At 40.1% G+C, this 26,809-nt stretch carries 31 protein-coding genes; 30 read left to right on the forward strand and 1 reads right to left on the reverse strand.

The window, feature by feature from the left end:
- The first annotated feature begins 3 nt into the window (after window positions 1–3).
- The 12 genes from AZF08_RS23605 (at window position 4) to AZF08_RS23655 (ending at window position 7,612) form a co-directional block, all read left to right on the forward strand.
- Window positions 4–633: a hypothetical protein gene (locus tag AZF08_RS23605; protein WP_033677360.1), complete on the forward strand. Its 630-nt coding sequence runs from the start codon at window positions 4–6 to the stop codon at window positions 631–633.
- A 1-nt stretch (window position 634) separates the two neighbouring features.
- Window positions 635–1,291, forward strand: coding sequence for a nucleoside/nucleotide kinase family protein (locus tag AZF08_RS23610; protein ID WP_033677358.1), 657 nt, complete (start codon window positions 635–637; stop codon window positions 1,289–1,291).
- A gap of 523 nt (window positions 1,292–1,814) precedes the next feature.
- Entirely contained in the window at window positions 1,815–1,970 is a 156-nt protein-coding gene (locus AZF08_RS30920) for a hypothetical protein (RefSeq protein ID WP_167332928.1), read from the forward strand.
- Between the two features lie 2 nt (window positions 1,971–1,972).
- Window positions 1,973–2,206: a glutaredoxin family protein gene (locus tag AZF08_RS23615; protein ID WP_033677357.1), complete on the forward strand. Its 234-nt coding sequence runs from the start codon at window positions 1,973–1,975 to the stop codon at window positions 2,204–2,206.
- 26 nt (window positions 2,207–2,232) lie between these two features.
- Complete coding sequence (locus tag AZF08_RS23620) at window positions 2,233–2,502, forward strand: DNA cytosine methyltransferase (protein WP_051725889.1); 270 nt, start codon at window positions 2,233–2,235, stop codon at window positions 2,500–2,502.
- Between the two features lie 60 nt (window positions 2,503–2,562).
- Window positions 2,563–2,967 carry a sigma factor-like helix-turn-helix DNA-binding protein gene (locus AZF08_RS23625; protein ID WP_033677355.1) on the forward strand — a complete coding sequence of 135 codons (405 nt, stop codon included), beginning with the start codon at window positions 2,563–2,565 and terminating at the stop codon, window positions 2,965–2,967.
- On the forward strand, window positions 2,967–3,500 hold the full coding sequence (locus AZF08_RS23630) for a hypothetical protein (protein ID WP_033677354.1): 534 nt from the start codon (window positions 2,967–2,969) through the stop codon (window positions 3,498–3,500). Before AZF08_RS23625 ends, AZF08_RS23630 begins: the two co-directional genes overlap by 1 nt.
- Window positions 3,501–3,865: 365 nt before the next feature.
- On the forward strand, window positions 3,866–5,590 hold the full coding sequence (locus AZF08_RS23635) for a hypothetical protein (protein WP_153019585.1): 1,725 nt from the start codon (window positions 3,866–3,868) through the stop codon (window positions 5,588–5,590).
- A 60-nt stretch (window positions 5,591–5,650) separates the two neighbouring features.
- Entirely contained in the window at window positions 5,651–5,902 is a 252-nt protein-coding gene (locus tag AZF08_RS23640) for a hypothetical protein (protein ID WP_235190098.1), read from the forward strand.
- A gap of 63 nt (window positions 5,903–5,965) precedes the next feature.
- Window positions 5,966–6,148, forward strand: coding sequence for a hypothetical protein (locus AZF08_RS23645; RefSeq protein WP_033677348.1), 183 nt, complete (start codon window positions 5,966–5,968; stop codon window positions 6,146–6,148).
- A 61-nt stretch (window positions 6,149–6,209) separates the two neighbouring features.
- On the forward strand, window positions 6,210–6,695 hold the full coding sequence (locus AZF08_RS23650; protein ID WP_033677346.1) for a winged helix-turn-helix domain-containing protein: 486 nt from the start codon (window positions 6,210–6,212) through the stop codon (window positions 6,693–6,695).
- Between the two features lie 512 nt (window positions 6,696–7,207).
- Window positions 7,208–7,612: a phBC6A51 family helix-turn-helix protein gene (locus tag AZF08_RS23655; protein ID WP_033677344.1), complete on the forward strand. Its 405-nt coding sequence runs from the start codon at window positions 7,208–7,210 to the stop codon at window positions 7,610–7,612.
- A 440-nt stretch (window positions 7,613–8,052) separates the two neighbouring features.
- On the opposite strand, the gene AZF08_RS23660 is transcribed toward AZF08_RS23655, so the two are convergent.
- Window positions 8,053–8,601, reverse strand: a complete 549-nt coding sequence (locus AZF08_RS23660; protein ID WP_033677342.1) for a site-specific integrase — start codon at window positions 8,599–8,601, stop codon at window positions 8,053–8,055.
- 444 nt (window positions 8,602–9,045) lie between these two features.
- Between AZF08_RS23660 and terL the strand changes: the two genes are divergently transcribed.
- The 18 genes from terL (at window position 9,046) to AZF08_RS23750 (ending at window position 26,808) form a co-directional block, all read left to right on the forward strand.
- Window positions 9,046–10,488 (forward strand): phage terminase large subunit, encoded by a 1,443-nt coding sequence (gene terL / locus AZF08_RS23665; RefSeq protein WP_051725888.1) that lies wholly within the window; start codon window positions 9,046–9,048, stop codon window positions 10,486–10,488.
- Window positions 10,489–10,555: 67 nt separating this feature from the next.
- Window positions 10,556–12,052, forward strand: a complete 1,497-nt coding sequence (locus tag AZF08_RS23670) for a phage portal protein (RefSeq protein ID WP_235604086.1) — start codon at window positions 10,556–10,558, stop codon at window positions 12,050–12,052.
- Between the two features lie 288 nt (window positions 12,053–12,340).
- Window positions 12,341–12,919 carry a hypothetical protein gene (locus AZF08_RS23675; protein WP_051725886.1) on the forward strand — a complete coding sequence of 193 codons (579 nt, stop codon included), beginning with the start codon at window positions 12,341–12,343 and terminating at the stop codon, window positions 12,917–12,919.
- Between the two features lie 22 nt (window positions 12,920–12,941).
- Window positions 12,942–13,328, forward strand: coding sequence for a hypothetical protein (locus AZF08_RS23680; RefSeq protein WP_033677336.1), 387 nt, complete (start codon window positions 12,942–12,944; stop codon window positions 13,326–13,328).
- 63 nt (window positions 13,329–13,391) lie between these two features.
- Window positions 13,392–14,420, forward strand: coding sequence for a major capsid protein (locus AZF08_RS23685; protein WP_033677335.1), 1,029 nt, complete (start codon window positions 13,392–13,394; stop codon window positions 14,418–14,420).
- Window positions 14,420–14,626 carry a hypothetical protein gene (locus AZF08_RS23690; RefSeq protein WP_033677333.1) on the forward strand — a complete coding sequence of 69 codons (207 nt, stop codon included), beginning with the start codon at window positions 14,420–14,422 and terminating at the stop codon, window positions 14,624–14,626. Before AZF08_RS23685 ends, AZF08_RS23690 begins: the two co-directional genes overlap by 1 nt.
- A 14-nt stretch (window positions 14,627–14,640) precedes the next feature.
- A complete protein-coding gene (locus AZF08_RS23695) occupies window positions 14,641–14,997 on the forward strand; it encodes a hypothetical protein (protein ID WP_033677332.1) in 357 nt (118 codons plus the stop codon).
- On the forward strand, window positions 14,994–15,800 hold the full coding sequence (locus AZF08_RS23700) for a phage protein (protein ID WP_033677330.1): 807 nt from the start codon (window positions 14,994–14,996) through the stop codon (window positions 15,798–15,800). Before AZF08_RS23695 ends, AZF08_RS23700 begins: the two co-directional genes overlap by 4 nt.
- A 3-nt stretch (window positions 15,801–15,803) precedes the next feature.
- A complete protein-coding gene (locus AZF08_RS23705; RefSeq protein WP_033677328.1) occupies window positions 15,804–16,178 on the forward strand; it encodes a hypothetical protein in 375 nt (124 codons plus the stop codon).
- Window positions 16,178–16,537, forward strand: coding sequence for a hypothetical protein (locus tag AZF08_RS23710; RefSeq protein WP_033677326.1), 360 nt, complete (start codon window positions 16,178–16,180; stop codon window positions 16,535–16,537). The genes AZF08_RS23705 and AZF08_RS23710 overlap by 1 nt, the downstream gene beginning before the upstream one ends.
- 2 nt (window positions 16,538–16,539) lie before the next feature.
- Entirely contained in the window at window positions 16,540–16,953 is a 414-nt protein-coding gene (locus tag AZF08_RS23715) for a hypothetical protein (protein WP_033677324.1), read from the forward strand.
- A gap of 12 nt (window positions 16,954–16,965) precedes the next feature.
- Window positions 16,966–17,451, forward strand: a complete 486-nt coding sequence (locus AZF08_RS23720) for a phage major tail protein, TP901-1 family (RefSeq protein ID WP_033677321.1) — start codon at window positions 16,966–16,968, stop codon at window positions 17,449–17,451.
- Between the two features lie 64 nt (window positions 17,452–17,515).
- A complete protein-coding gene (locus AZF08_RS23725; protein WP_033677320.1) occupies window positions 17,516–17,890 on the forward strand; it encodes a tail assembly chaperone in 375 nt (124 codons plus the stop codon).
- 89 nt (window positions 17,891–17,979) lie between these two features.
- A complete protein-coding gene (locus tag AZF08_RS23730) occupies window positions 17,980–18,234 on the forward strand; it encodes a hypothetical protein (RefSeq protein ID WP_033677318.1) in 255 nt (84 codons plus the stop codon).
- Between the two features lie 62 nt (window positions 18,235–18,296).
- On the forward strand, window positions 18,297–21,878 hold the full coding sequence (locus AZF08_RS23735; RefSeq protein WP_082246171.1) for a phage tail tape measure protein: 3,582 nt from the start codon (window positions 18,297–18,299) through the stop codon (window positions 21,876–21,878).
- A complete protein-coding gene (locus AZF08_RS23740; protein ID WP_033677316.1) occupies window positions 21,875–22,708 on the forward strand; it encodes a phage tail domain-containing protein in 834 nt (277 codons plus the stop codon). The genes AZF08_RS23735 and AZF08_RS23740 overlap by 4 nt, the downstream gene beginning before the upstream one ends.
- A gap of 12 nt (window positions 22,709–22,720) precedes the next feature.
- Window positions 22,721–24,733 (forward strand): SGNH/GDSL hydrolase family protein, encoded by a 2,013-nt coding sequence (locus tag AZF08_RS23745; RefSeq protein WP_033677314.1) that lies wholly within the window; start codon window positions 22,721–22,723, stop codon window positions 24,731–24,733.
- Window positions 24,733–26,808, forward strand: coding sequence for a phage tail spike protein (locus AZF08_RS23750; protein WP_033677312.1), 2,076 nt, complete (start codon window positions 24,733–24,735; stop codon window positions 26,806–26,808). Before AZF08_RS23745 ends, AZF08_RS23750 begins: the two co-directional genes overlap by 1 nt.
- Window position 26,809 lies beyond the last annotated feature (1 nt).

A 26,809-nucleotide genomic window follows, 5' to 3' on the forward strand; every position in this document is an offset into this window, starting at 1 on the left:
AATATGGCAGAGATAACTAAAATCGAAAGTAAAGACGGAAATATCTACGAGGTTGACGGAAAGAGATATCGCGAGTTAACGAAATATCCGGTGGTTGGAGATACGGTGTTAATTGTTGACGCTTGGGAAGATGGGGAGGGTTACGAAGAGGGTGAAGTTCATACACTTACTAGGATTCTTAGCTATGATCCTGAAGACGTAAATGCAGTAAGGTTCGTCGATAAGGAAGGTAGGGATAATTGTCTTAAAATTGGCGAATTCGTAATCGTCGAACCTATTGAAAGCGAAACGCCTGCTCCTTTACCTTATTTATCTGACATACTGGACGATATTAAAACGAAACTAACACGCCTAGCAGAACGTACAGAAGAAAACCACCGAAATATCATAACGTTCTCACAAATGGCTGAATCCGCTAGAAGTGATGCGTCGAAAGCTGTCGGCGGTGTAAACGCCCTAGACGAACAATTAGATTTAGTACGTGAAGATATCGTATTCCTTGACGGAAAGATAGACGAGTTAACGGCAACGAGAGCACCGCAGAATATCACGATTAATATCGCTAACATCAACGTTTTAGATATCGAATCTGCTAAAGCAATCGTTGAATCTTTTACGAAAGGGCGTGTGTGATTTGTTATGTAACGCTAAGAAAATCGCTATTACGGGCAAAGCCCGAAGTGGTAAAACGGAGTTATCGCATTACGCCTGGATGCTATACGGCTTTAAGGAGTTCGACTTTTCAGCGGTATTAAAGGACGAGTTCCATCGATTGTTTCCACACATCCCACGCGACCCGAAACCGCGTGCTTACTATCAAAAGTTCGGTCAGTGGTTACGTGAGATTGATCCGGATATTTGGGTGAAGTTGACGATGGCAAAAGTACACGAGTATTGTTTCGAGGATTCGCTAAATAAAGTGAATCACAAGTCGAAAGTGCTAGTAAACGGAGTGAGACAACCGAATGAATATCAGCGTTTAAGGGACGAAGGTTTTGTAATTATCCGAGTAAACGCATCGGATGACTTACGTATTGGTAGGGCACGTAGTGCGGGAGATGTATTTACCGAGGCTGACCTGACACATGAAACCGAAAGTCATATTGATACTTTCGAGGTAGATTACGAGATTAATAACGTTGGGAGTATCAGCGAGATGTACGGTCAGTTTGATGCGATTATGCGAGATATCGGAGTGCGGACGGTTAGTAATAGGGAGATTATGGCGGATGCTTTTAGCGATTTGAAGTCAGTTATAGAATTTGCGCCAAAAGGTATCCACCATAATTAGGAGGTGTAGCTGTTAACAGATTTCGCAGTAATAGCAACAGCTCGCAGCACTTCCTCCACTTCTTCTACATCGACGATAACATTCCCAACGGTCAGGCATCCCACCACCGTAGGTATGAAACGGATATAGGTGTGAACTGTAAGGTGTTGCTTGACTTAAGCCGTAAGGTACTGTGGGTGCTTGACTTAAGCCGTAAGGTACTGTGGGTGCTTGATAAGCGGTTGGCATTAAGTGGGGATAGGTAGGAACTGAAGCGGGTGGGTCACACCATATATAGCAGCTAAAATAATCTTGACCACTATTTAAACAAGCTTCCATGCAAGTTGGACGACGAAACATATATATATCACTCCTTGGTTTAAATTAACTTTTTTATAGTCTATTGAATTCCGCACCAATTAGATGATTGTCTTTTCGTAAATAAGTAGTATGACTATTATTGCAAAACTTGAATAAATGTTGTGGAGATTGAGACTCTTACTTGTATATAGACGTGTAAGGCAAAAGATAAGGAGGAATAGAGATGCGTCATTATAGATGGAAACAATCGTTAAGGTATGAAGGAACGACAAAGGGCCTCATTACGTTTATAAAGAAAGCGAAGCGTTATTTAGGTGGTAAAACGATGACTATTGAACAAAAGAGAAATGAGCACAAGTCGAACGTAATGGGGGAATAGAAATGACTAACGTAATCATTTACACAAAAAATGCTTGTCCAAACTGTGATCAAGTAAAATGGGCACTAAACGCCGCAGGAGTAACCTATGAAACTCGCAATATCGACGAAGACCCATCGCATGTAGCCTGGATGGCAGACAAAGGTTACATGAGCGCACCTGTAACCGTATTTCCTAGCGGTAAGGAATTAGTCGGATTTGATATGGGGGAATTTGCTGAAGAACTTGGTCTTTAATTATATCGAATAAAGGGAGCGATTCTATGACGAATAACACATTTAGATACGTATCGTTGTTTAGCGGCGTGGGCGGATTTGAACAAGCGATGGATAAACTCGGAGGAAAATGCGTTATGTCCTCCGAGATTGATAAATTCGCAAATCAAGCTTACGAAGTGCTTTACGGACATAAAACAGTCGGTGACGTGACGAAGGTCGCAGCGGGAGATGTCCCGGATCATGACGTTTTGGTCGGTGGGTTTCCTTGTCAAGCGTTCTCAGTAGCGGGTAAGCGATTGGCAGTCGCTTATTGAAATACTTAGCACATAACGAGATAGGCAGTCGTTATGTGACGGAAAGAGGAGCGTGAGTAAATGGGCGTCAGCAAATACGATAATGAAGCGGCACACCGCCGTATTGAACATAATTACGCATTGGATAATCCGAAGTCAATCGACTTACTACTACGGCATTTACCGTATATGCAAGAGCGTAGGTTTAACGGTGATTATGCTGCATCGGATGTACTAATGGATATGGAGACGGCCGTTGCAAACGCGGACTTGACGGATAGGCAGCGTCAAGTCTTGCGATTAGTATATTTCGAAGATATGAAACAGCGGGACGTGGCAATCTCGTTAGGTATAACGGCACCTACGGTTAATTTGTATAAGCGGTTGTTAGCGCAAAAGATAGCGGCAGTATTCGAACGATGGGCCTGGTCAGATGAAGGCTATAAACTAACGGTAGTAAGTACCGAAAGAAAGGCGGTCGCTTAATGGGTTATAAATTCGATACAAACGGAGATTACAAAACGCAGTTCATAACGTACGTAAATACGCTAATTACCACTCACCGAGAAAGTGATTCTGGCGCGATTAGTAATAGAGATGTACGTGCAGAAGAAATTAAATCGCTTACAGACGCTTATGTGGAAGTGGTGGGAGAACGACCAGAATCAAAACAACTCGAGCGATTAGCAGACTTGTTGCTATACGAGGAGTTGCACGATACAGATCGAATGAAAGTACGGAACAATGAATATCCGATTATGAGTGATACGCAAATACAACGTAGGCAGGAAGGTACTCGTCAGCGGAAGGGGAATGGCAGTGAAGTTCCGTTAAAGGCGGCTTTTGGTTTAGCGGCTGATTCGATTAACCACGGTATACCTAGACGAAGAAAGCGTACGATTAATGAAATGTTACGAAGTGATACCACAAAGTCAAGGAATAAGGAACGTGTGGCGAAGTACAGGGAGTTTACACGGATACAGCCTATTATGAATTATGTTGTTAGGGGGGAATTGTAAAGTAGCCTCAAGGACGGCAACAGAAAAAATGCACAGGACCGCTTATATTGCGGTCTTTTTTTGATTACATCAGCTTTTATGGACAAACGACAAAATAAGACTTAAAATAAAAAATACAATATTATCCTAATTAAATAACATGATAAATTCTAGGTGAATACTGGATTTGAACATCAGATCAAGTGTTTTTCTATAAAGAGAGAGAGGGATATAAACTGGGGAAGTATCAAAAAATAAAGCGCAAGATGAGAGACATAAAAAACTTTTTTCGAAAAGTATATTTTAAGGTGGAGAGGAAGATAAGATACCCAATAACCTATTCTTTGTTTACCTTTGTCAGATATATAGAAATAGGAATAGTCGTATTGATAACTACGATATTATTACAAAAATTCAGGGTTTTGAATTGGGAATGGTTAGAGGGAATTTTGAGTCTAATACCTACTATATCTGATGAAACACTAAATCGACAATTTTTGTTTTCACAAATCAGCACAACCTTTCTTATTTTGTCTTTGTTTTCATTAATAACCAATCTTAAAAAAGAAAAAGTTTTTGGGATTTCTATTTATAAAATTGCCTTTGCTAAGTCTGTTTTAGGGAATATTATATTTATAAGTATTTCTGTATTTTGTCTTTTGTTTACTAATATTTGGATATATATTACCGACAGTTCTTCTAGTGTAATTTTTAATGTGTTTCTAATAACTTTGTTTTTGTTAAGTTTGTTTGTTATCAAAATTATCCTTTATTCCAACAGCCAAACGCTAAGTGTTAATAAGGTTGCTAGTATGTATTACACTGAAAATATAAAGATAGTACGTAAACCGAGAATGAAGATAGGGGTGCAGGAAGAATTTTCAGAGTATCTATTTGATTTAAATGAAGATGCTATAGAAAAAATTCTAAAAGGAGATATAGAATATCGTAGAAACTTTTACATATACGAGAGAATAGCGAATTTATCATTGATAAACTATAAAAGTAAAGTTCAAGAAAACTATACTGAAATCTCAAGCAAACCTGATATCATATTAATGTGGGTTTCAGCTATTGAAGAGTTAGTAAAAAAGGGACTATATACAGAAGCCCTTAATCAATACAATAGAATGATTAGTCTGTTCATTAGACACGAAGTTTATTTATCTTCATTTCGAATCAACAAAATCCTAGAGCAAATCTTGACAAGTATTTCTGCGACAGATAGTAAAGTAACCATTGAACAGAGTGAAGAATTAATATTAAATTCTATAGAAGTTACAATGGGATATGGTTACTTCAGATTTAACAATGATTTCTCCTACACACGATTAGGAAAATTAGGGGAAACGAAAAGTATGCTTTATTTAAAACCTTTATATGGTAATTTTATGAGAGATTGTTATAATCTGATTGATAAAAATAAAAATTTTACTGACTTAGAAAAATCAAGGAAAATTTATGAGTACTTCGAAAAAATTAGAATGATGCCGTGGGGTATAGCGGAATACTTCCCACCTGAGATAAAATATTTTGAGGTCCGTAGAGAACTTAAAAAATATAATGAAGATGTATATTTAGTAGGGATTCCACTAAGTGATTTGTTGTTATTATTGATACAGGAAGAGAAGAAAGGGAGATTACTGTATTTCTTAAATGATTATAATAATAATTCAATATACCTGGCTTGTTTGATAGTTGCTTCTAAGTTGGCGACTTTATATATAAGAACTAAGGAAGATGAAAAGGATAAGAAACTTATCGGAGAATATTTAGTATTGGTATTATCTAAAATAATCGAATTAGATGAGCAGAAAATTAAATATTATTGTTATATTATAAGGCAGACAATGGGGATAGGAACGAATAATTTATATAGTGGGGTTTATTTGACGGCGAGAAATGGAGAAATTCTAAACATTATTAAACAAACTATTATGATTAAGAAGAAAAGAATTAATTTGGAGGATATTGTTTTCTCTAATCAGGAGTTGAGTAAAGTAATAAAGCTATTTTTTGCTGAATATGATAAAAATCTTTTGAAAAATAAACAAGTGGAAGCAAATCAGAAAATTAATGAAGAATTTGGTTTGTTGGTCAATTTATTATAGTTTACAGATGTTTATCTATCGTTTAACTACTAATTATTATATCATTTTGTATCCTATTAAATGACGTCCATCAAGGGCGTCTTTTTTACGTATTATAATCGAAGAGGAGACGATAGTATGGTAGATAATTATGCGATCGAAATCAAAGACGCTGCAGACGGTAAGGTATACTTACTTTGCGAAGAAGGTAGCGCTGAAGTATTAACGTTCGATACATACGAAGAGGCAGACGATTACAATTACGAATTTGAAGATATATTAACCGACGGACTTACGAGTCGTGCCGTTAAAACAAGCGAATATTTCAATTAAAATTAAGGCGGTCATTGCGACCGTCTTTTTCTATTTTACTTTAATTTATCGGAGGTTTTATATATGGAAAACAAAGAGTACTTCTATTGTTATTCGCCAGCGCTACACGTATTCTTGCGAGAGCGTGGTGTACGTTATATCTGCATGGCATTAAACGAAAATACATTACGTAAGTTTTGGCAGTATAAGAGTTCGCCAGAATTAGACGATGCACTAGCTACTTGGGCAGCGAATAAGCCTAAGTAGCTTTTTTAGTACGTTAAGTAGTTTGGTTATATCGAATATATTTTATATGGAGGAATTGAATATGGAAAACGAAAAACAACGTGCACTACCGTTTGATTTATCGAAAGGATTCACAGCTATACCTACGGTTGTAATGCGTCACTATACGTACTTACCTGGATTTAACGGTAACGTCGTATTAGTGTACGGATACATTATCGCTATGTATAATCCGCAATATGGTTACGCGTTTCCTACACATGATCAGATTGGATTGGCGTTGAATATGTCGAGAAAAACAGTCGGTAAACATATTAGTGTATTAGAAGACGCTGAACTTATCGAAGTAAGTAAACGTGGTGGTAGTACAAACGATACTTATACGTTACTTAAGCCGATAGAAGATGAACGAGAATTCTATTCGAGATTTCCACAAGCGTGGGAAAAACGTCAGAAAGCGGAAGTGACAACGGGGAAAGACGTTAAAGAACGTTACGAAAGAAAGGCTAGATACGAAGATAGTCAGGATAGTAGTGTAGACAACATCGATATCATAGCGTATTTGTAATACGATTAATCCAATGAGTAATTATTACACATTGAATGAGTAATTTTTACCCATTGAGTGTGTACTTTTTACTCCGTATATATATTTACTACATAGACTTACTATAAAGATTTACTATTAAGAGATTAAAAGAACAAGAGATATTCGGTAAGTATTCACTAACGTTCATACTTACCGGTAATCCTTTTCTATCGAAAAGAATTACTATCTTATATAGTCGATAAAGTACTTATATAAAAGATACTCCGCTAAATAGTAATAAAGATAAACCATAACTGTATTGGTGGGACGGATTATTATAGTACGGAGGTGCATTGCGTTAATGACTTATGAAGAAGAGGAGCGTATAAAGAAAGCGGAGTTAGAACGATTAACCTGTAATATATGCGGAGGTAAGGACGTAATAGCAAGCGGTGTTGAATACGGTGCTTACGAGATTATTTGTACTAACGATAATTGCAGAACGATATATAAAGGCGAAGGTTAATTAAACGGAAAGGAGGACGTAATACGTGGCGTTAAAACGATTAAACACGGAACACTTAACCGCTATTAAATGGCTGGCTTTACCGAATAGAGACGGTAAGACATACGAAGAGATAGCGAATGAGTGTGGAGTTACTAGACGTACTTTACAGGAGTGGCGTAAGGACCCGTTATTCGAACGTGAGTTAAAGAAGGAAATGGTACGTAATAGTCAGGATAAGCTACCGGAGTTAATCGCCTCACTATCCGAGATTGCTATACGAGATGGTAATGCGGCTATGGCGAAGTTAGCGTTACAAATTAACGGTATGCTTACCGATAAGGTAGAGGTAGAAACGAAGGCTAAGACAGGCGAGATTAACTATGAAGAATTAGATAACGAGATTGCATCGTTTGAAGCGAGGATAGATGACGATGGGAAGGCGGAATAATACGTACTATATAATAGGAAGAAACTCGACACGTTTACTTCTCAATACTTCCCACGTTATCAGTCGCTCGCTCTAGACGGACGTTCCCTCGAAACTTTTCGTACAGTTTATGCATGTTCTTATGCAATGTATACCGATGTAATGAACGCTACAAACGTTGATATAACGAATGCATAAAATAACTGTCGATTAAATGAACGATAATATTTCGATAAACGTTGATATAATAACGTTTTGAATCGTAATTGAATGTAACAAAAGATGATTCTGTTACATTACATATTCGAAAAAATGTATGAAATATACGTAATAAAAAAAGCCCGGGGGCGGTAAAAAATAAAATATTTTCGCCAGGTGCGAGAGAAATCCGCGCATCAAAAATAACGTTTGACTTTACGTAAGTGTAAAACGAAAAAGACCACGTCGTCAAGACGCAGTCCTTAGAGGTTTATTTCGATATACACATCGTCAATTTGCTTCTGTTCGATACAAAGGTAAACGAGTGTTTCACGTTGGCTTGAGTGATTTAATATCGTTTGTAATAGCGATAAATCAGTACCGTTCTTATATGCGTGAAAAGCAAATGTTTTTCTTAGCGTATGCGTACCTATTTCGATATTAAGACCGGCACGATCAGCCGCAGTATTTAAAATTCGATATGCTTGAACACGAGAGATTGCCTTGTCGCCCTTACGTGACGGGAATAACCAATCGTTATCGTCAGCCGTTGTTGGGACTAATTCCACGACGGCTTTTTTAACGGAATCGTTTAGACGGAAACGCTTAGACTTGCGAGTCTTCGTTTCTTTAACCGTAATAGATTCCTTTCCTCGTACATCTCCGACTTTTAACTTTAATATGTCGGAAATACGTAACGCTGAATTAATTCCGAATATGAAAAGCAGTAAGTCGCGCGGTTTTCCAGCTAGCGCCTTTTTCATTTTATCGATATCTCGTTTTGAACGAATGGGTTGAACTATGCCAGCCATAAGTATTACCTCCAGTTATTTAATGTAACGTTATCTCGTTTTGTTACTTTCAGTATAACGGTTAATTTTTCCATAGTCAATTAAAAATTAGGGAAGGAGACGGTTAATATCGCATGGATCAACGAAGAATGGTTCGATAGAAAAGAACGAATAGAAAAAATCAATCAATTACGGAAATACATCGTACCTAGAGTACGTAATAGACACAAACTTACTGACGATGAAAAACTCGAGCTGAAAACGTATATCCACGAGTTTAACCGTCTCCAAGATATAAACCGAGGAGAAACGGACTTACTTTTCTTCGCTTACAATTACTTCGGTGAGAATCGAAATAAAGACAACACCGGTAACTGGATACCAGAATTTCAAGTACCGGATAGTTTTAACTTAGATAACATTACGGAATATGCGCCGCATTTCCACGAAGAGATATGCGACATTATGAACGTAGTATCTAACGACGAGATAAACAAGCGGGTCGCAGTCGCGGCACCACGTTCGCATGCAAAATCTTCTTACTTATCGAAGGCCTTTCCGATTCATGAGATTTGTTACCGGAAAAGAGCCTACATCATCCTAATCTCGGAAACTCCTTCGGTATCTAGCGCTAACTTAGAGTGGATTAAGCTACAGTTACAGTCCAACGATAAGCTACGACGTGATTTCGGACCGTTGTTACATACGAAGCAACAAATGAACCCTCGCGACAACACTTCCGAGTTCATCGCTTGGGAACCGAAAGGGAAAGACGATAAAAAGCTGTTAACGTTAGTACAAGCGGCTTCTACTGGACAAGCACTACGTGGCCGAAACTGGAACGGTAAACGTCCGGATTTAATCGTATGTGATGACCTAGAAGATAAGCGTAATACCAACACGGCTCAATTACGTCAGGAGTTGAAAGATTGGTTCGCTCAGGTAGTAATTCCGTTAGGTGATCCGGAAGGGAAACGGACAGCAATCGTATTTATGGGTACGACGGTTCATCCGCAGTCACTTTTAATCGATATTATGGAGCGACGTTCTGACTTTGAATCTCGTAAATATAGAGCGTTAATCACACCACCTACAAGACAAGATTTATGGGCGGAATGTGAAAGTATTTATAAAGACCGAGAGAACAAAGCGAGAGCAAGAGACGCTGAACTGTACTTCACCGCTAATCATGACGAAATGATAGAAGGCGCCGAAGTCCTTTGGGAAGAAGTACAGCCGGTATTTAAGCTGATGAAATTCAAATGGGACAACGGCAGTAAGGCGTTTAACACTGAGTTACAAAATAATCCTATCGACGAAGAAGTTATGGTATTCAATCCCGATAATTTCAACTACTGGAATGATAAACAAATAAACCGTAACTTCCTTAGTGGTGAATATTTCGTTTCCGTCGGAGTTGATTTGGCGATGGGAAAAGAACGCGGTGATTATTCCGCAATTTCAATCGTAGCCAAGCATAAAGAGACGGATACAATCTACGTTATCGATTCGTATGGCGAACGATTACACCCCGACAAGTTCATGAAAGTAATCGTCGATAAAGTACTACACTTTCGACCAGATGTAATTGCCGTCGAAGCACAGGCCGCACAAGAGTTCTTTGCCGATATGCTTCAAAAACGATTAATTTCGTTAGGGTATCCGGCAAACACACGATTAGTAAAAATTAAGCAACGTTCTCGTAAGGAATTACGTTTAGAAGCTTTATTACCACGAATAGAAAACGGAGAAATCCAATTTGATAGAAGACATTCGTTATTACTCGAACAATTTCAGTACTACGGAACGAACATGCACGATGATTTACCAGATAGTTTAGAAATGGCCGTTTCAGCAGCCGGTAACAGTACGGCAGTAGTAAGGACGTTAGCAAAACGAATGCGTTAGAAAATTAGAGAGGAGGTAACCGATGAATCTACCTATGGCAGATTACAACATACTTAATCCAAATAATATGGACGAGCTTTTATTTTCGCCGTGGCAGCAAGCTATCGGAAAAGAAACGTGGCATCGCATTAACCGACAGATTCGTTACTACGAGTATTACGATGGTAAACAACACATTGATCCGAATACAGGACAACTCGTAAAAGCTAGAGACTTGCCTAGACCTGACGGATTGGATTACGACCCAACCCGATACGCCACGAATTACTTTAAAGTTCTAATTAACGAGAAAGCACGTTGGCAAATGGCGGGCAAACACGGTATTTCCGTATCGCCAATGCAAATCGATTCAATCGAAGAAATGTTACGTATGGATTATAAACCATCCGAAGCGCAAACGATTGAAAATCAACGTGCAAATGATTACGAAAAGTTATTATACAAGCTTTGGAAAGAAAATAAGATGCGTGAAAAGTTAATTCAAGCCGCACGTGATCGCTTAATCGTCGGTAGAGTCGCTTGTAAAATCGCCTTTAATCCAACGAACGGTAAAATCAAGTGGGTTTTCCGTCCAGACACCGAAGTAATACCGATTTATTCGGACGATGATTACGATGAGCTAGAGGCGGTACACTTTGTTAACTTTAAACGTCTAAATAACGAGGAAGTTATCTACAAACAAACGTTTAGTCTCGAAGAAGGGCAATGCTACCTCGAAGAAGCTTATTATGATAAAACGCTGAAAGTTATCAAGGAAATTCAGCCTAAAACGGCAATGGGTATCGACTTCCTTCCGGTGGTACTATTTCCAGTTAACGATTTGAGCGCATCTGACGCAGATAATACGGAAGTTGACGATATGAAAGAGCAAACTGACGTATTAAATCGAATGAACGAAGACGCACTTGACTCGCTTAAATTCGAAATGTTTTCGATGACCGCTTTATTAAACGTACCGGACGGAACAGCAGATAAATTACAAATTGCTCCTGGTGCTGTTATCGAAGCAAAAGGCGGAATGGACGGAGTAACACCTGATATTAAGAAAGTCGAAGGCGGTTTCCGTTGGAAAGAAGCGTTTAAGGATCAATACGCAAGGGTAAAAGGTGCATTACACGAAATCACATCGTTACCGCAGATTGTACCGTCCGAAATGAACTTCGGGGGATTAAATAGCGAGACATTACACGTACTGTTTCACGACATTATTCAAGAAACCGAAGAACATTGGTTATCGTGGGGTCCACGCTTAGAGGAATTACACGAAAAGACAATTCGTTACTTACAGGCGAGGGTTGACCGACCTAAATTCGGATACGACCGCCAAATCGTGAAAGCTATCGGCGAAAATTACGACAATGAGATTCGATTCGTACTTCCTTTACCAGATAACCGTAAAGAGTTAGTCGAATTGTTAACGGAAGAAACGACCGCAGGCTTTGAATCTATTGCTGGTGCGATGAATCGTTTAGGTGTAGAGAACATTACGGCTAAAAAACAAGAGATATCAAACGAACAACAACGACGAATACAACAAACTGATCCATACGGAGGTAGTGAATAGTAATAAAAGTTATCTGTGGAACTAATGTTCTTAATGTGATATGTTGGAAGTGAATATATTACATTGGAGGGGTTTTATGTTAACTATTACTACATACACACGCGAGCCGGGTGTACACGATCCAGGAGGATGGAATCCTGAATTTTCATGCGATCCCGGGACTGGAATAAGTCCACTAAACTCTAAAGATCCTGGCACCGGATGGGCTCTTTCCTAAATAAAATCGCTTCATGAGTAACGTCCTTAGGGGCGTTTTTTATTTCGCACAAAAATGGAGGTAACAAATAAATGAATATAGATAAACCGAGTAAGTTTATTATTCCGAAAGCAAATTCGGAATACGGCTTCTTACAATTCTTTTCTGACCCTAATCCTGGCGACCCACAAGACCCGCCAACTCCACCTGAGCCACCAACGGCAACACATACTGACGAAGATGTTCAGCGGTTGATTGGCGAGGCATTAGCAAAAGCGAAAGCAGAAGCTGATGAAAAGGCGGCAAAAGAACGTCAAGAGGCGGAACGTAAGGAATTAGAGGAGAAAGAACAATTTAAGAAATTATATGAAAACTTACAACAACAATTAAACGAAGAAAAAGGAAAAGCGTTAGAAGCTAAGAAAGAAACGATTTTAGTAAGCGCTGGTTATGCACCGGAGCAAATCGTTTTAATTAAAGACCTGTTAAAAGGCGAATCGGACGAAGACTTAAAGCAGTCGTTAGAGTCCGTAAAATTAGCAGTTTTACCTTTAGGAAGTGGCGTTGATCCTTCGCCTGGTAATTCGAAAAGAGATAACCCAGAACCGAAGGATTTAGCAGATGTTGGCCGCGAATTATACGCGAGATTAAAAGCCAACGGTAAATTATAAGGAAAAATGAGGAGGAATATTAATGCCAATTTACACACCGAAATTTACAGAACAACCGTTTAAAAGCGGTAAGAACATTTTAGCGAGTGAGCACTTGCAATATATCGAAGGAGGAGCGACATTAGACGCTACTAAATTCGGTGCAAAATACGTTGAATGTGGTACGGCTATTGCCCGTAATAAAACTACAGGTAAGTTTGAGCCGTATAAAGAAACAACAGCAGGTACTCTTGAATCAGGATTCGATGAGTTTGCGATTCTCGACATCGATTGGGATTGCGATGGTAAAAGCGATGGAGTAGTCGGTCAAGTAATCGTACGCGGTTCGGTATATGAGGCGAAACTTGTAGGAGTAACAGATGCATTTAAGAAAGCAACAACATTAATTCGGTATGTAAGACATATTTAACCAGGTCGCTAATATAGCGGCTTTTTATTATGAATTTTAACGGAAAATTGAGGAGGAATATAAATGGCAGGTATTGCAGAATTAAAGGAATTTAAAAAACCGGCACTTCGCGGATTGGTTGACGCATTAGAGAAGGAAAAATTAGACGCTCCAACATTAGCGGATCGTTTCTTACCGAATGATCAAATCTTTTCGACTACATTTGCTTACGACGTAATTAAGAAAACAAACCATATCGCGGCAATGATTGGATACGGCGCAGAACCACCTGTAGTTGACCGTGATGCAGTTGCTTCTAAAATGGGCGAACTAGCAAAAATGGGTCTTAAATATATCGCAACGGAAGAGGAATTATTAGCGTTAAATCAATCACGTTCTGACGCTGAACATAAAGCGATGATTGATAAATTAATCGTTAAGGGCGCTGACTTAGTAAAAGCATTACAACGTCGTGTTGATATCGCGAAATTAGAAGCTGTGACAAAAGGTAAATTCGATTACAACAAAAACGGAGTGAAAATCGTAGTTGATTACGGTATTCCATCTGATCATAAAGTTGCTTTAACCGGAACAAACGCATGGACTGATCCAAGTGCTGACGCTTTAGGTAACTTAATTGAATGGAACGATAAATATCTTGATACAAACGGTAAAAAAGCCGATGTTATTCTTATGTCTCGTGAAACACAAGCGTTGTTACAAAAGAACGCAGGTATCATCGCTGAAGCTCGCGGTGTAGCAAAAGATGGCGTTACACGTGTATCAGTTGCTGAAGTTAACGATGTTTTAGCAGGTTATGGGTTACCGCCAGTTCAAATCGTAGAACAACGTAAGGTTACAGTACGTAACGTTTACACAGGACTAGACGAAGTAATTGAGTTCATGCCTAAATATCGTGTGGTATTCGTTTCAGAAGGTCTAGGTAATTTCGTATATGGCCCAACGGTAGAAAACGACTACAAACCAGGAATCGACTTACGAGCTTACGATAAATTCGAGCCAATCGAATCTGTACTTCGTGTAGCGGCAGCAGGTTTCCCAATCGTAGAAAAACCATCGTTATTATTCCACGCTGACGTAGCGGTAGGTTAATGACTAACGTAAAAGTAGTGGGCGGTATCGTGGATGGTCACGGTATCGGCTCACAAATCGAAATCGACGGAAAATCAGCGTTATATTTAGCGTCGATTGGCTACGTCGAAATTATTGAAACGCAAGCAGTTATGGGTGAAAAAGGTGAGTCAGCACCGAAAAAGCCCGCTACACGCAAGCGTAGTACGAAACCTAAGGAAGAATAAAAGGAGTGACGGCTATGGCGACGGAAGGTTTTATTAGCGTAGAAGAACTGAAACAACGGTTGCAAGCCGACGATTTGTTATTCGAAGAAGCATTAATCGCGAATGGCTTTTCGTCGCTAACCGTTCTTAACGATAAACAAGCACAATTAGTTACGTTTTATTATCGCTATGTGGATTTAATGGCGAAAGCAACAAGCGAAGCATCATCGTTTAAATATACAGATGGCGAAGAAAGCGTAGATAAATCTAGTGTATCGAAGAATTACCGTGACTTGGCGCAACACTATTATGATCTATGGCGCAGCAAACGAACGGAATACGACGGTACAGGTTCTACCTTTCGAATTGCAAAGCGAGTTGATCGCCCATGAGCGAGTTACAAAACGAATTTGACGAAGCACTCGATGAAATATCGAAGCAATACGAAAAAGAGAACGAAAAGCAAGTAGAAGAGACGGTTACGGCGATTATGCTGATCCGTCTTTTTTTATTGGATTTAATTAACGACTATCAAAAAGACGGTGTAATTAAACGAGGTAGACTAAACGCTTTATTACGGGATTTAGACCATTACGAAAAGGAGTTCCGCAAGCAAGCGGGAGCGTCATTCGAAAAAATGATAAAAGATACGTCGAAATGGACGACTTCCAAACTTGTTGAAACGCCTCTTAACGTAACGGCTGTAGACTCCGTAAATAAGCACGTTGTGAAAGATATGATTAAACGAGTAGGGGATGATGGTTTAATACTGTCTGACCGAGTGTGGAATCTAGCAGGTGACATGCGTGCAGAGTTAGCGAAGGTTATACGACCGGCTGTACTCAAAGGTGAAAGCATTAGTTCAATCTCTCAGAAAATACGAGAAGTACACGATAATGAGAAATGGAAAATCGAACGTGTAGCAATTACAGAGAGCAACAATACACACCGAGCAGCCACAATCTATAACGGTAACGAGAGTGATATTGTTACAGGTTACAAGATAATCGATAACGGACATCGCCATCGCTACCACTCAAAGCATATGTGTTACAAGTTAGCTAGACGAGATGAGTACGGTTTAGGTCCTGGTAGATATCCGAAAAAGATTCCGGAAAGTTTACTAGCTCGACTGATAAATCCGCATCCGCAGTGCTCATCTCGTTTAAATTACATTATCGGCGAGGAGGTATAACGAGTGTTAACCGAAAAAGACATCGAAGAAATCAAAGCTAACCGTGAATTAATCGAGCAACATCGCCGTGAATCTATTACTCTATGGCGAAAAGGTATTACGGAAGAAGATCCGATCACGGGCGAAGTAATTGGCGGTGAGAGTACGAAAGAGACGGTACAGGTCGTTTGGAAGAAATTCACGCTTGAAGATAACGTGAAATTCGCGGGTACTGACGTAAAAGAAGGTGAAGCGCTCGTTACTTTTCGCCTTGATATAGATTTGAATAACGTCGAATACCTCGAAAGAAACAGCATTAAATACGTAGTTATGCTAATAGACGAACGAGGTTTAGGCGGAATCAACCGTCGTGAAATAGTCGTAAAGAGGGTGATTTAATGAAGATTGGCGCAAGGATAAAAGGTATGGAAGATATTTACCGTATGACCAATCCTGATCGATATAAAACACCGGTTGCGAATACAGTAGAGAAGCACGCTAGATTACAAGCGAACACAGCTTCGAATAGAGCGCCCTTTGATAATGGACTTTTAGCGGGAAGTATTCCACCAAGCGTAAAAGCCTTCAACGGTGACCAAACCGGTTGGTCTTATGGATCGCCTGTTGAATATGCAGCCGTTCAAGAATACACGCACAAAACGAAAAAAGGTTTCATGCGTAAGACTATGTTCGAAGGCGAGCAGCCGTTAGTATCCGATTTAGCGAAAACAGTGAAACGAACGGCGAGAGGTTTATAACGATGTATACAGTAAATGACGTAATGTACTCTCTCAGAAAATCGTTAGAGGAGTTCGCACCTACTACTTGGGTATATGACGGCGTTTCTTTAATGGGAAAAGCAAAGCCGTTTCTGACGATTGAATCTTTAACGGGAACTATCGACAGGTATTCGAAAGACAATTACGTACGAAACCACCTAATACAAATCGGAGTTTATTCCGATACAGTATCTAACCGAAATGAATTACAAGATAGAATCATCGACCGACTAGAAAGGCGACCTATCGACTTGTACGACACAAGTTCGAAAGCGCCTACGCTAGTCGGTTTTTTATATGCGGAAGTTTCATCGTTCGAACCAATTCCGCAAGAAGACGGGACACAAATAACGGCGAAACATCGCAGTTTTATCACGATAACTATACAAAACTAGGGAGGAATATAAATGCCATCACCAGAGTTTAAAGGTAAAGAAACGTTGTACCTTATCGATATTCCACAAACAGAAGGCGCAAGTAAAACAGTTCGCTTGTTTAACCAAACGTCAGGCTCACGTTCTATTGAAGCGGGCGAAATCGAGTTAAAAACGAAGGATAAATCCGGTAGTGACTACGGAGATGTAACACAAGCAGTATCTATCGAGGGCGTTAGTACAGAGGGCGACGAGGCGTTAGATTATATCGAGGAAGCAATTACGAATAAGAAACTTGTTAAAATTCACGAGGTTTCATTGCGTAGTGCTACAACAACATCCTTTAAAGCAAAAAGCGGAACTTTCATGCTAAGTAGCGTTGAGTTATCGCATGAGAACGAAGAATTCTCGAAGTATTCTATTGAAGCGAAATTAAATGGCGCGTTATCAGTAGGAACGGTCGCAACAGTTCCACCAGGAGCACCAAACGGAGATATTGCAGATAAACCTAGCGCATAAATAGGACGAGCTTAATTGCTCGTCTTTTTAATTTCGAAAATAAAAATAACGGAGGGTTTTATATATGGCTAAATTATATACGCGTTTTGAAGTAAAAGGAAAAGAGTACGAACTTAAATACGGATTAGAGGCGATTGAATTAATCGATGAAAATGGCGGCCCTTTTGAATTCGTTCAGAAAGCGATGCAAGGGAAAATTGGCGATTTCGTATCTGTTATTTATTACGCATTGATTCACACAGAACAAGGAATTACGAGAAAAGACGTTGAGGAAGAAATTAAACGTCAGTTAGCATCTGAAGAATTGTCATTCGATGACGTTCTAAAGTTTAATAAGGCGGTTGTTCTCAATAGTTTTTTCTTCCAGAAAACAGTGAACAAGTTACTGGCGAGCATGACGGAGGAACAGAAGAAATCATTCGAGAGCCTGTACGAATAAACGTCGACGACTTAAAAGCCGATTGCTTTCGGTATTTTGGTATGGATGCGTTACGAGCAAAACGATTAAGCATCAAAGAATATCACATCATGCTTACCGGATATCATGAGCGTCTTTTAGATACTTACGAGATTGCTAGTATCCAAGCGTTATTTAACCGAAATGCCCAAAGCGAGAAAGTTAAGTCTTTAGACGACATATATAAACGTCCTGAAAATGCTCAGATGATAGATGCGAAAGAAAAAGAACGTGAGCGTATCACCGAAAAGATACACGCTAATGAAGCTCTATTTGACGACATCGAACGAGCATTACGAAGTCAGAACGGAAAGGACGGTGAATAACTATTAGTCAAAATCGTGTAGAAGTACAGTTATTAGCGGATATATCGTCGTTAAGGAGTAATTTGACACAAGCGACACAACTTTGGCGTAATTTTCATCAAACAGTCAGTCAGCCGATAAACATACCAGCGCCTAATATGAGCGGTTGGAATTCAGCCGTTCAGAGCGCTGGGCAACATGTACAACAATTAAACAGCCAACTCCAACATGTGACGCCACCACCTCCGCCAAACATGAGCTCCTGGCAATCTACGTTTCAGAATGTAGGAAATCGAGTGCAGGAGATGGGGAATAGAGTACAGCAGACAGGTCAAACGATGCAGAACGCATTCGCACCTGCCGCAGCCGCTTCGGGATTCGCATTAGGAAGAATGATTCAAGACTCTCGTGAATTCGAATCTCAAACTCGCAAAGCAGCGGTACTTACCGGTGGGGCATATAACCAGGTAAAATCCGATATTTTAGAGATGGCGAAGACTTCCGTGTATTCAACAGGCGAAGTAGCTGCTGCCTACGCCGAACTTGGTGCGAAAGGATTCGAAGCGGCGCAGGCAACTGACGCATTACCTGGCGTTTTATCAGCGGCAGCAGCTTCCGGAGAAGATCTCGGAATGGTAGCCGATACAATTACTTCCGCATTAAATGCGTTCAGCATGGAGGCGAAAGATAGCGGTCACGTGGCGGACGTGTTAGCACAAGCGGCCAACGCGACGGCAGCGGGTGTGTACGATATGCAATACGCCTTTAAGTACGCGGCAGGTCCGGCAGCACAGTTAGGTATCGGAATGGAAGAATTAGCAGCTTCAGTCGGAATTATGTCTAACGCAGGTATTAAGGGAGAGACGGCCGGTACGGCTTTAAGGTCGGCAATGTTACGTTTGGTTAAACCACCAAGAGCAGCCGCTAATATGTTGGAAGAGCTTGGAGTCACTACTACTGATAGCGCTGGTAACATGAAGTCGCTATCTCAAATTATTGGCGAATTACAAAAAGGCATGGAAGGAATGACGAGCGCTCAAAAAGGCGCAGCATTAGCGACAATCTTCGGTACGGAAGCCGTTTCAGGTATGATGGCGCTTGTATCCGCAGGACCGGAGAAAATCGATAAATTAACGCAGTCACTCGTTAAATCTGATGGAGCTTCGAAAAAGGCGGCAGATTCGATGCTTGAAGGTTGGGCGGGTGCGATGTCGAAGATGGAATCCGCATTAGACGTAGCAGCACGCGCGTTTACGGATGCTTTAGCGCCAGCCATTACTGCGGTTGCAGGAGGTATTGAAAAATTAGCGAACGCTTTTACGGGATTACCTCAACCTGTACAGACCGCGATAGCAGCTACGGTAGCTTTCACAACAGCGTTCTTAATTTTCGGTACGGTGTTAGGTATTATGATTAATTCTATCGGTGGCGGTATTATTATGATCGGTAAACTAGTCGGTTGGTTAGGAAGAAGCGCAGTAGTTGCGAAGATAGCGAGCGCAGCAATGGTTGGCTTACGAGCAGCTTTCGCATTCCTAACGGGTCCTATCGGCATAGTCATCATGGCATTGTCAGCAATGGGAATCGCATTAGTCCAATTGTATAAACGAAACGAAGCATTTCGTAACGGAGTCAATAGCGCTTGGGACTCCATAAAATCGAAAGTGACCGAATTATCATCCGCGTTCATGAATTTCGCAGGTCCAGCAATCGATGCAGTAGTCGCAGGTTTTAATCGTTTGAAATCGGCTATTATGGCAGCTTTTTCCGGAGACTTCAGTCAACTAGGTGAGATTTTTAAAACAATCGGTCCGTCTATTGCAGCCGCTATTATCGGTGGCATCCCCGGCATTATTATTTCAGTGTCTCGTTTCTTACCGGCAATAGCCGAACATCTTAACGCAAATAAAGGAATTATCGTAGAGGCTATTACGAACGTGTTTAATTCTATAAAGGGATTTTTAACTACGACTCTACCACAACTAATCGAAGTAGGCTCGCAGATTATTATGTCTCTCGTTAACGGTCTAGTCCAAGCGGCACCTTCGATACTAGAAGCGATGGTCGGCGTAATCAATACGGTAATGCAGTCGATTGCAGTGAATCTACCGATCCTTATCGAAGCCGGTATGCAAATTTTACAAGCGATAATTACCGGGATTGTACAAGTACTACCTACGATTATCGAGACGGGTCTACAGCTAATTCTTACGTTGATTCAAGGAATTATGCAAATGATACCTACGTTAATCCCAGTAGCCATAACAATTATTCAGACGATTATTAACGGAATCATGACGTTTTTACCGCAGCTAATCGAAATGGGTATTAATTTACTGACTACATTAATCACCGGAATCACACAAGCTCTCCCAATGATTGCACTAGCTATTATCACGGTAATTACAACGCTGATAGATGCGATTACAGCGAATTTACCAGCGATTATTCAGGCTGGTATTACGGTATTGACGACACTGATTAACGGTATTATCCAAACGTTGCCTCAACTTATCGACTTAGCAGTTAGTTTAATAACGAAAGTTGCTGAAACGATTCTAGCGAATTTACCGGCAATTATCGACGCAGGCGTTAAAATTCTAATGGCGCTAATCGACGGTATCGCTAAAGTATTACCTCAGTTAATTAACGCAGCCCTGACGTTAATTGTTAAAGTCGCAGAAACATTGATTGCTAATTTACCGAAAATTATCGAAGCTGGTGTGAGAATTCTAATGGCGTTAATAGCCGGTATATTCAAGATAATTCCTCAGTTAATAGCAGCGGGACTTAAATTAATTGTAACGCTAGTCGGCGAATTGATTAAGAATTTACCGAAATTACTAGAAGCAGGCGTTAAATTAATAGAAGCGCTAATCAAAGGTATTCTATCACTTTTAGGATCGCTAGGTAGTGCCGCGCTAGAACTAGGTAGAAAGATAATAGATACGCTTAAAGAAGTCAACTTATTTGATATCGGCGCAAATATTATTAAAGGTTTGATTAATGGTATCGGTTCAATGTTCAGTTCGGTATGGAGCAAGATGAAAGAGCTCGGAAGCGGTATTAAGGAAAAATTTACAAGTATAATGTCGATTCACTCACCGTCACGTGTTTTCCGCGACTACGGTGTATACATTGGAGAAGGGTTAGTCAACGGTATAGAAAGTATGGTTGGAGCGGTTGGAAAAGCAACGGAGAAAATCGCGGCGGCGGCGAGCCCGAGATACGAAACGATTGCACCTTCGGAGTTATTCCAGTTTAAAGGCGACAACCCACTCGCTAACTATTTTAACGCTATTTTCGAAGACGGCGATTACCTTAACGATTGGATTACGCACATACCGGAATCAATTCAAGGCGCTGTAAGAGACATCGGTAAGCAAATGGAACGTTTCGAAGGTTTAACGAAAACGGAAGTTAATAGTTTAGCGAGACGTAGATTACAAGTCGGACCAGCGAATCAATTGGAATATCGTATTGTTAACGAGGGGGCTAAGCCTCAACGGAATAATCAATACGACCAAGGCGGACAAACAGTTAACTTTGAGCGTATGTTTGAAGGCGCAGTGTTTAATGTTCGTAATGATAGCGATATTAAAGGCGTTGCACGCGAATTACACGGACTAACAGAAGCGACGAAAAGAAGGAAGGGGATTCGATGAAATTAGAAACGGTAGAAAGCGGCGTATTTATTGACGACGTGAAACTACAAGACATCGGAGTTATGGCGCTACTAGATTCGGACGAACCTCTCTTTCCTGACGTCCGTGAGAATAGCGTAGTGATACCAGGTAGACACGGCGCATATAACTTCGGTTCATATTTACAACCGTTAGAGTTCGAATTGAAGTGCGCTTTTGATAGGCAAGAAACATATACGGATTTAGCGTATCAAATACGAGAGTTTAAAAAGTTGTTTATCGATGGTTACGGAAGACCAAAACGAGTGAAACTCCGGTTTGAATCCGAGCCGGACAAGTTTTATTACGTGGAATATAACGGCAGAGTGCCGATTGAAAGGATAGCCCATTTCGGGCTTTTTTCTTTGCCGTTAAAAGCGTATGATCCACACGCTTATTCTACTTCGGAGAGTACGGACGATGTATTGTGGGGAAGCGACGTAGTAACTTTTATGTCAGATATTTTACTAGGGATTGGCGATTCTAGTTACGTAGTTACATCTCCGCAAACGATTAGTATAGATAATGTTGGTTCACTAATCGTACGCCCAATCGTAGAAATTTCGGGCAGTGCGGAGAATCTAGCGCTCACTTTAAACGGTGAGCGTTTTTTAATTGGTAGTTTTACGAACTCTTCATTCGTAATAGATGCGGAGCGTTATTCCGTAATGAAGGACGGAAAAAACTACTTATTTCAAATGCAAGGAAACTTAGAAAAACTAGAACTAGTACCAGGCGCAAATGCAGTGAGCATAGGCGGTTCAAACCTAAACGTCAACATTGCATTGAAATTCCGCGCAAAATATATATAGGTGGTGACGAATATGGCTGATGCGCCTGAATTGAACATAGACACGAATTTTACACCGGCACAGGAACTGTTACCAACGGACAAGTTACGGGAAGGTTATCCGAAGATAAACCAAGCAATTCGTAACTCTAATACAGCAATGCAACCAACGCCACGGAGTCGTATTGCTGACAATGCTGTGAACTTTGAAAAAATGTATGTTCCTGAGGCTCAAGTACTCAATCGAAACTATATTGAGGTTAATTATAAAACTAGAAAAATCACAGTTCTAAAGAATTGTTATATCTCTATTGAAAAATACGCATTTAATATATCGCCGTCACAAATTGAATTATCATTACCGGATTCAAGTAATGACGGTATATTACATTTATTAGTTTATAACCATATAACAAGCGAACTAAGTTGTAAGCCATATACTTCAGCAGGAGATAATGAATTATCAATCGCTCGTTTTTATGGAAAGAAAGTGTATGGTCAAAACTACGAATTTATTACATTCATTAGCGATGATGATAATTACAACTATCTAACTGATAGAAAAATACCTGTTACAAATCAAAATATCGCCTCGGATACATTAGATTACACTCGTATCAATATGTATGAGACGACGATTATAGAAAAAGATAAAATTACAGTTGATTTGAAGAGTAAAAAGCTAATTATTAAACCCAATGCATTTTCTACGATGGGTAACGATATTTTTAATTTAAATCAAACAGGGACAAATCTTTACGTTGATCTCCCTTCTGACGCAAGATTATATGCATTTGTGGTAGATATAACAAAATCTCCTTATACAGTCTCGTTTGAAGTGTATAACGACAAGGCTAAATTTAAGAATAAAAGGCTATTATTTTATTATTACAACAATGTTCCTCTAGGGAAAAATACAAGCTTTATTAAGGTAATAGGAGAAATGGGCGAGATCCTAACAATTAAGGAAATCATTCACAAACACTTGAATAACCCATTTGTTCGAACAATCATTAAGTTAATTGGAGACTCCATTACGGCAGGGTTATGTGGCACAGGATATAGCGCTACAGATAAACCTATTGGTAATACCGGGTATAAAACAAACGTAACAACCGCAGTTTGTTGGGCTAATATGCTCAGGGATCATGTTTTAGCTGAGTACAATCGTGAATTCGATGTCTCGGTAAACGATCCGAATATTACTTTCTTAGCAGCAACACATCAAATTGTAGAAAATAACGCTGCAACATTTAAATGGCAAGCTTTCTTCTCTAATACAACCACAAATAACGGCATTCAGTTTAATTTCTACGGTGACCATTTCAGTATTTATCATGCGACTGTTGGTGGTGGCGGTATTATGGACATCTATGTTGATGGTGTGAAGTGGGGAGAATTAGATACGTATGGCACATATGCCGACAATGTAGAAAAACAAGTTATTGGATTAACATTAGGTGATCATTTAGTGGAAATTCGTGAAACAAACCGAAAAAACGCTAGTGCATCCGGCAATTCAATCTATATTCAAGGGTTAAAGATACCTAAGACGGCAGATGTTATCAATTTTGGAATTAGTGGTAAACATTCGCAATATCTATACCAACAAAGGGACCAGTTAATTGAATCAACTGACAGTGTTGTTATTATGCAAATCGGTACAAATGACCGTCATAATTTCAAAACAACAGCCGTAACGAAAAGTTACCATAGAGAGCTAATTAAGTACATTCGCTCTTTAGGAAAAGATGTAATTGTTATGTCAGCTAACCCTGTCGGAGTAGAAAATGATATGGAATCTGTTAGAAATTTTAAAATGGACGATGTGGATCGAGCTATTCATCAAGTAACAAAAGAATTCAAGATGGATTATATTTCGAATTATAAAGGTTTCATGGAACATGCGGTTAACACAGGAACAACTGTTGATTCCTTTCTTTTCGATAAACTACATCCTAATGATCCAGGGTACGAATTAATGTTTGAACTTGTAGCGAAGGGACTTGGTTTAACATTGTTAAGGGAAGGAGTTACTAATGCATAATGAAACACATAAAACTATACGATAAACAATTACGCCTAAAAGCGTACTTAGAAAACGCATATAAAATCTCTTACGAGCAGCGACTCAACGAAACTTGGGACGCTGCTTTTTCTTTACCCTTTGACGACGAGAAACGGCTAGAAATCGTCGAACTAGACTTCGTTGAAATATTCGACCAGGATAAACGCATCGGTATGTTTCGTATTATGCCGAATGCCACTGAACGAAACGAAGAGGAGCGAACCATACGATATAACTGTGAGCACGTCTTGTCCACGCTATTGGACGACGTGCTTTTTGGTTATCACCAGCTTTCGAATCATACGACGGTACAAGTACTCGAGTATATCCTATCGAAGCAAGAGACTAAACGGTGGAAACTCGGTCAAGTCGACTTCACGCGGTATTTCCATTACGGTTGGGAGAACGAAAATACGTTGCTCGGTCCGTTGCTAAGTATCCCGAAACCGTTTAATGAGTCGTACCAATGGACGTGGGACGATACGACTTATCCGTGGACGCTTAATTTAGTACGAGCAAGCGATGAAATAACCGGTGAAATTCGTTACCGTAAGAACTTACGAGGTATTAAAAAGAACGTCGACCCTTCGAATATTATGACTCGCATCTATCCGTTGGGTTACGGAGAAGGCGTTAACCAATTAACGATTAAGGACGTAAACCCTACCGGTCAGCACTACATCGAAGCGCCGGCGAATATTATCGAAAAGTACGGCATGCATAAATACATTTGGGCTGACCGTCGTTTTACTGTCGCGCAATCTCTATATGATTCGGCTAAAGCGTTATTGGACGAGCGATGTGTACCGAAAATAACATACGAAGTCCAAGCAGTAGATTACGAGCTTATCGATCCATATAAACTAGAAAAATACGAAATAGGTAAACTAGTACGAGTACATGACGAAGAACTCGGTATTCTAGAAGACGTAAGGGTCATGCGTAAAGGTAAGGGCGATGTAACTGGAAATCCGTTAGATGTGACGTTCGATATTGCTAATAAGACGGATGACTTAGGGACGACGCAAGCGGATATTGAGAAACGGCAGCAGGTTAACGAAGTGTATGCGCAGGGAAGTACGGGAATTGACTCGCATAACTATTGCGATAACTGTGATCCGGAGAATCCAGCGAAAATTATGTTCTTTTTACCGGACGATTTAGTGAACGTAAATACGTTAGAGTTAACGTATGAGACCGAAGAATTTCGTACGTACGGACGAGCTACAGAAGGCGGCGGAGCGACTACCGTTTCTAGTTCGGCAGGGGGTGCAGAAGTTACAAGTACGAGCGCAGGGGGGGCTGTAGTTACGAGTACGAGTGCAGGTGGCGGAGTAGTAAGTAGTACGAGTGCAGGCGGTGGGGTAGTAAGTAGTACGAGTGCAGGCGGAGGTACAGTTACTAGTACGACGAGTGGTGGGCAAGGTAGTTATACTTCTAGTGCAGGCGGAGGTACAACGCAAACCACTGCATCTAAGATTTTTGGTACATTACGCATTGAGACGACTCCTTCAACCGGAGGCGATTTAGACAACCATCGCCACGAGACAATATTCGAAGATCAATTCAATCATGACCATACGATAACTATGGCGCCGCACAGTCACTCAGTCCAACTGCCCTCTCATGCCCATGAAGTGCAATTGAATCCACATCAACATGATATTAACTTATCTCCACATCAACATGATATTAACTTATCCCCGCATCAACATGATATCGAAATTAAAGATCACCAACATGTAGTGGAGATTAAAGACCACCAACATACGCTAACATTGCCCGACCATGTTCACGCCATTGAGCACGGTATTTACAAACTATCAGAACGTCCGAGTAAGGTAACAATATTAGTAGACGGGAATCCAGTTCCAGGCGATTCTATTTCAGCGCAAAATATTAACTTGATTCCGTACCTATCGAAAGATAATAGCGGCAAAATCAATCGAGGACAATGGCACACGGTAGAAATATATCCAGATAAATTAGGACGTGTAAATGCGAATATCATTTCACGTCTTTTTATTTCGTCTCAAATCGGAGGAACTTTCTAAA

Source organism: Bacillus gaemokensis (assembly GCF_001590835.1).
Lineage (GTDB): Bacteria > Bacillota > Bacilli > Bacillales > Bacillaceae_G > Bacillus_A > Bacillus_A gaemokensis.

Excerpts from the sequence above, each read along its gene's own strand:
- AZF08_RS23605 (WP_033677360.1), top strand. The coding sequence starts at position 4 with ATGGCAGAGATAACTAAAATCGAAAGTAAAGACGGAAATATCTACGAG.
- AZF08_RS23625 (WP_033677355.1), top strand. The coding sequence starts at position 2,563 with ATGGGCGTCAGCAAATACGATAATGAAGCGGCACACCGCCGTATTGAA.
- AZF08_RS23615 (WP_033677357.1), top strand. The coding sequence starts at position 1,973 with ATGACTAACGTAATCATTTACACAAAAAATGCTTGTCCAAACTGTGAT.
- AZF08_RS23620 (WP_051725889.1), top strand. The coding sequence starts at position 2,233 with ATGACGAATAACACATTTAGATACGTATCGTTGTTTAGCGGCGTGGGC.
- AZF08_RS23645 (WP_033677348.1), top strand. The coding sequence starts at position 5,966 with ATGGAAAACAAAGAGTACTTCTATTGTTATTCGCCAGCGCTACACGTA.
- AZF08_RS23660 (WP_033677342.1), bottom strand. The coding sequence starts at position 8,601 with ATGGCTGGCATAGTTCAACCCATTCGTTCAAAACGAGATATCGATAAA.
- AZF08_RS23750 (WP_033677312.1), top strand. The coding sequence starts at position 24,733 with ATGAAACACATAAAACTATACGATAAACAATTACGCCTAAAAGCGTAC.
- AZF08_RS23640 (WP_235190098.1), top strand. The coding sequence starts at position 5,651 with ATGACGTCCATCAAGGGCGTCTTTTTTACGTATTATAATCGAAGAGGA.
- AZF08_RS23675 (WP_051725886.1), top strand. The coding sequence starts at position 12,341 with ATGAATATAGATAAACCGAGTAAGTTTATTATTCCGAAAGCAAATTCG.
- AZF08_RS23695 (WP_033677332.1), top strand. The coding sequence starts at position 14,641 with ATGGCGACGGAAGGTTTTATTAGCGTAGAAGAACTGAAACAACGGTTG.
- AZF08_RS23740 (WP_033677316.1), top strand. The coding sequence starts at position 21,875 with ATGAAATTAGAAACGGTAGAAAGCGGCGTATTTATTGACGACGTGAAA.
- AZF08_RS23710 (WP_033677326.1), top strand. The coding sequence starts at position 16,178 with ATGAAGATTGGCGCAAGGATAAAAGGTATGGAAGATATTTACCGTATG.
- AZF08_RS23685 (WP_033677335.1), top strand. The coding sequence starts at position 13,392 with ATGGCAGGTATTGCAGAATTAAAGGAATTTAAAAAACCGGCACTTCGC.
- AZF08_RS23715 (WP_033677324.1), top strand. The coding sequence starts at position 16,540 with ATGTATACAGTAAATGACGTAATGTACTCTCTCAGAAAATCGTTAGAG.
- AZF08_RS23670 (WP_235604086.1), top strand. The coding sequence starts at position 10,556 with ATGGACGAGCTTTTATTTTCGCCGTGGCAGCAAGCTATCGGAAAAGAA.
- AZF08_RS23630 (WP_033677354.1), top strand. The coding sequence starts at position 2,967 with ATGGGTTATAAATTCGATACAAACGGAGATTACAAAACGCAGTTCATA.
- AZF08_RS23650 (WP_033677346.1), top strand. The coding sequence starts at position 6,210 with ATGGAAAACGAAAAACAACGTGCACTACCGTTTGATTTATCGAAAGGA.
- terL (WP_051725888.1), top strand. The coding sequence starts at position 9,046 with ATGAACGTAGTATCTAACGACGAGATAAACAAGCGGGTCGCAGTCGCG.
- AZF08_RS23725 (WP_033677320.1), top strand. The coding sequence starts at position 17,516 with ATGGCTAAATTATATACGCGTTTTGAAGTAAAAGGAAAAGAGTACGAA.
- AZF08_RS23700 (WP_033677330.1), top strand. The coding sequence starts at position 14,994 with ATGAGCGAGTTACAAAACGAATTTGACGAAGCACTCGATGAAATATCG.
- AZF08_RS23745 (WP_033677314.1), top strand. The coding sequence starts at position 22,721 with ATGGCTGATGCGCCTGAATTGAACATAGACACGAATTTTACACCGGCA.
- AZF08_RS23680 (WP_033677336.1), top strand. The coding sequence starts at position 12,942 with ATGCCAATTTACACACCGAAATTTACAGAACAACCGTTTAAAAGCGGT.
- AZF08_RS23730 (WP_033677318.1), top strand. The coding sequence starts at position 17,980 with ATGCTTACCGGATATCATGAGCGTCTTTTAGATACTTACGAGATTGCT.
- AZF08_RS30920 (WP_167332928.1), top strand. The coding sequence starts at position 1,815 with ATGCGTCATTATAGATGGAAACAATCGTTAAGGTATGAAGGAACGACA.
- AZF08_RS23690 (WP_033677333.1), top strand. The coding sequence starts at position 14,420 with ATGACTAACGTAAAAGTAGTGGGCGGTATCGTGGATGGTCACGGTATC.
- AZF08_RS23720 (WP_033677321.1), top strand. The coding sequence starts at position 16,966 with ATGCCATCACCAGAGTTTAAAGGTAAAGAAACGTTGTACCTTATCGAT.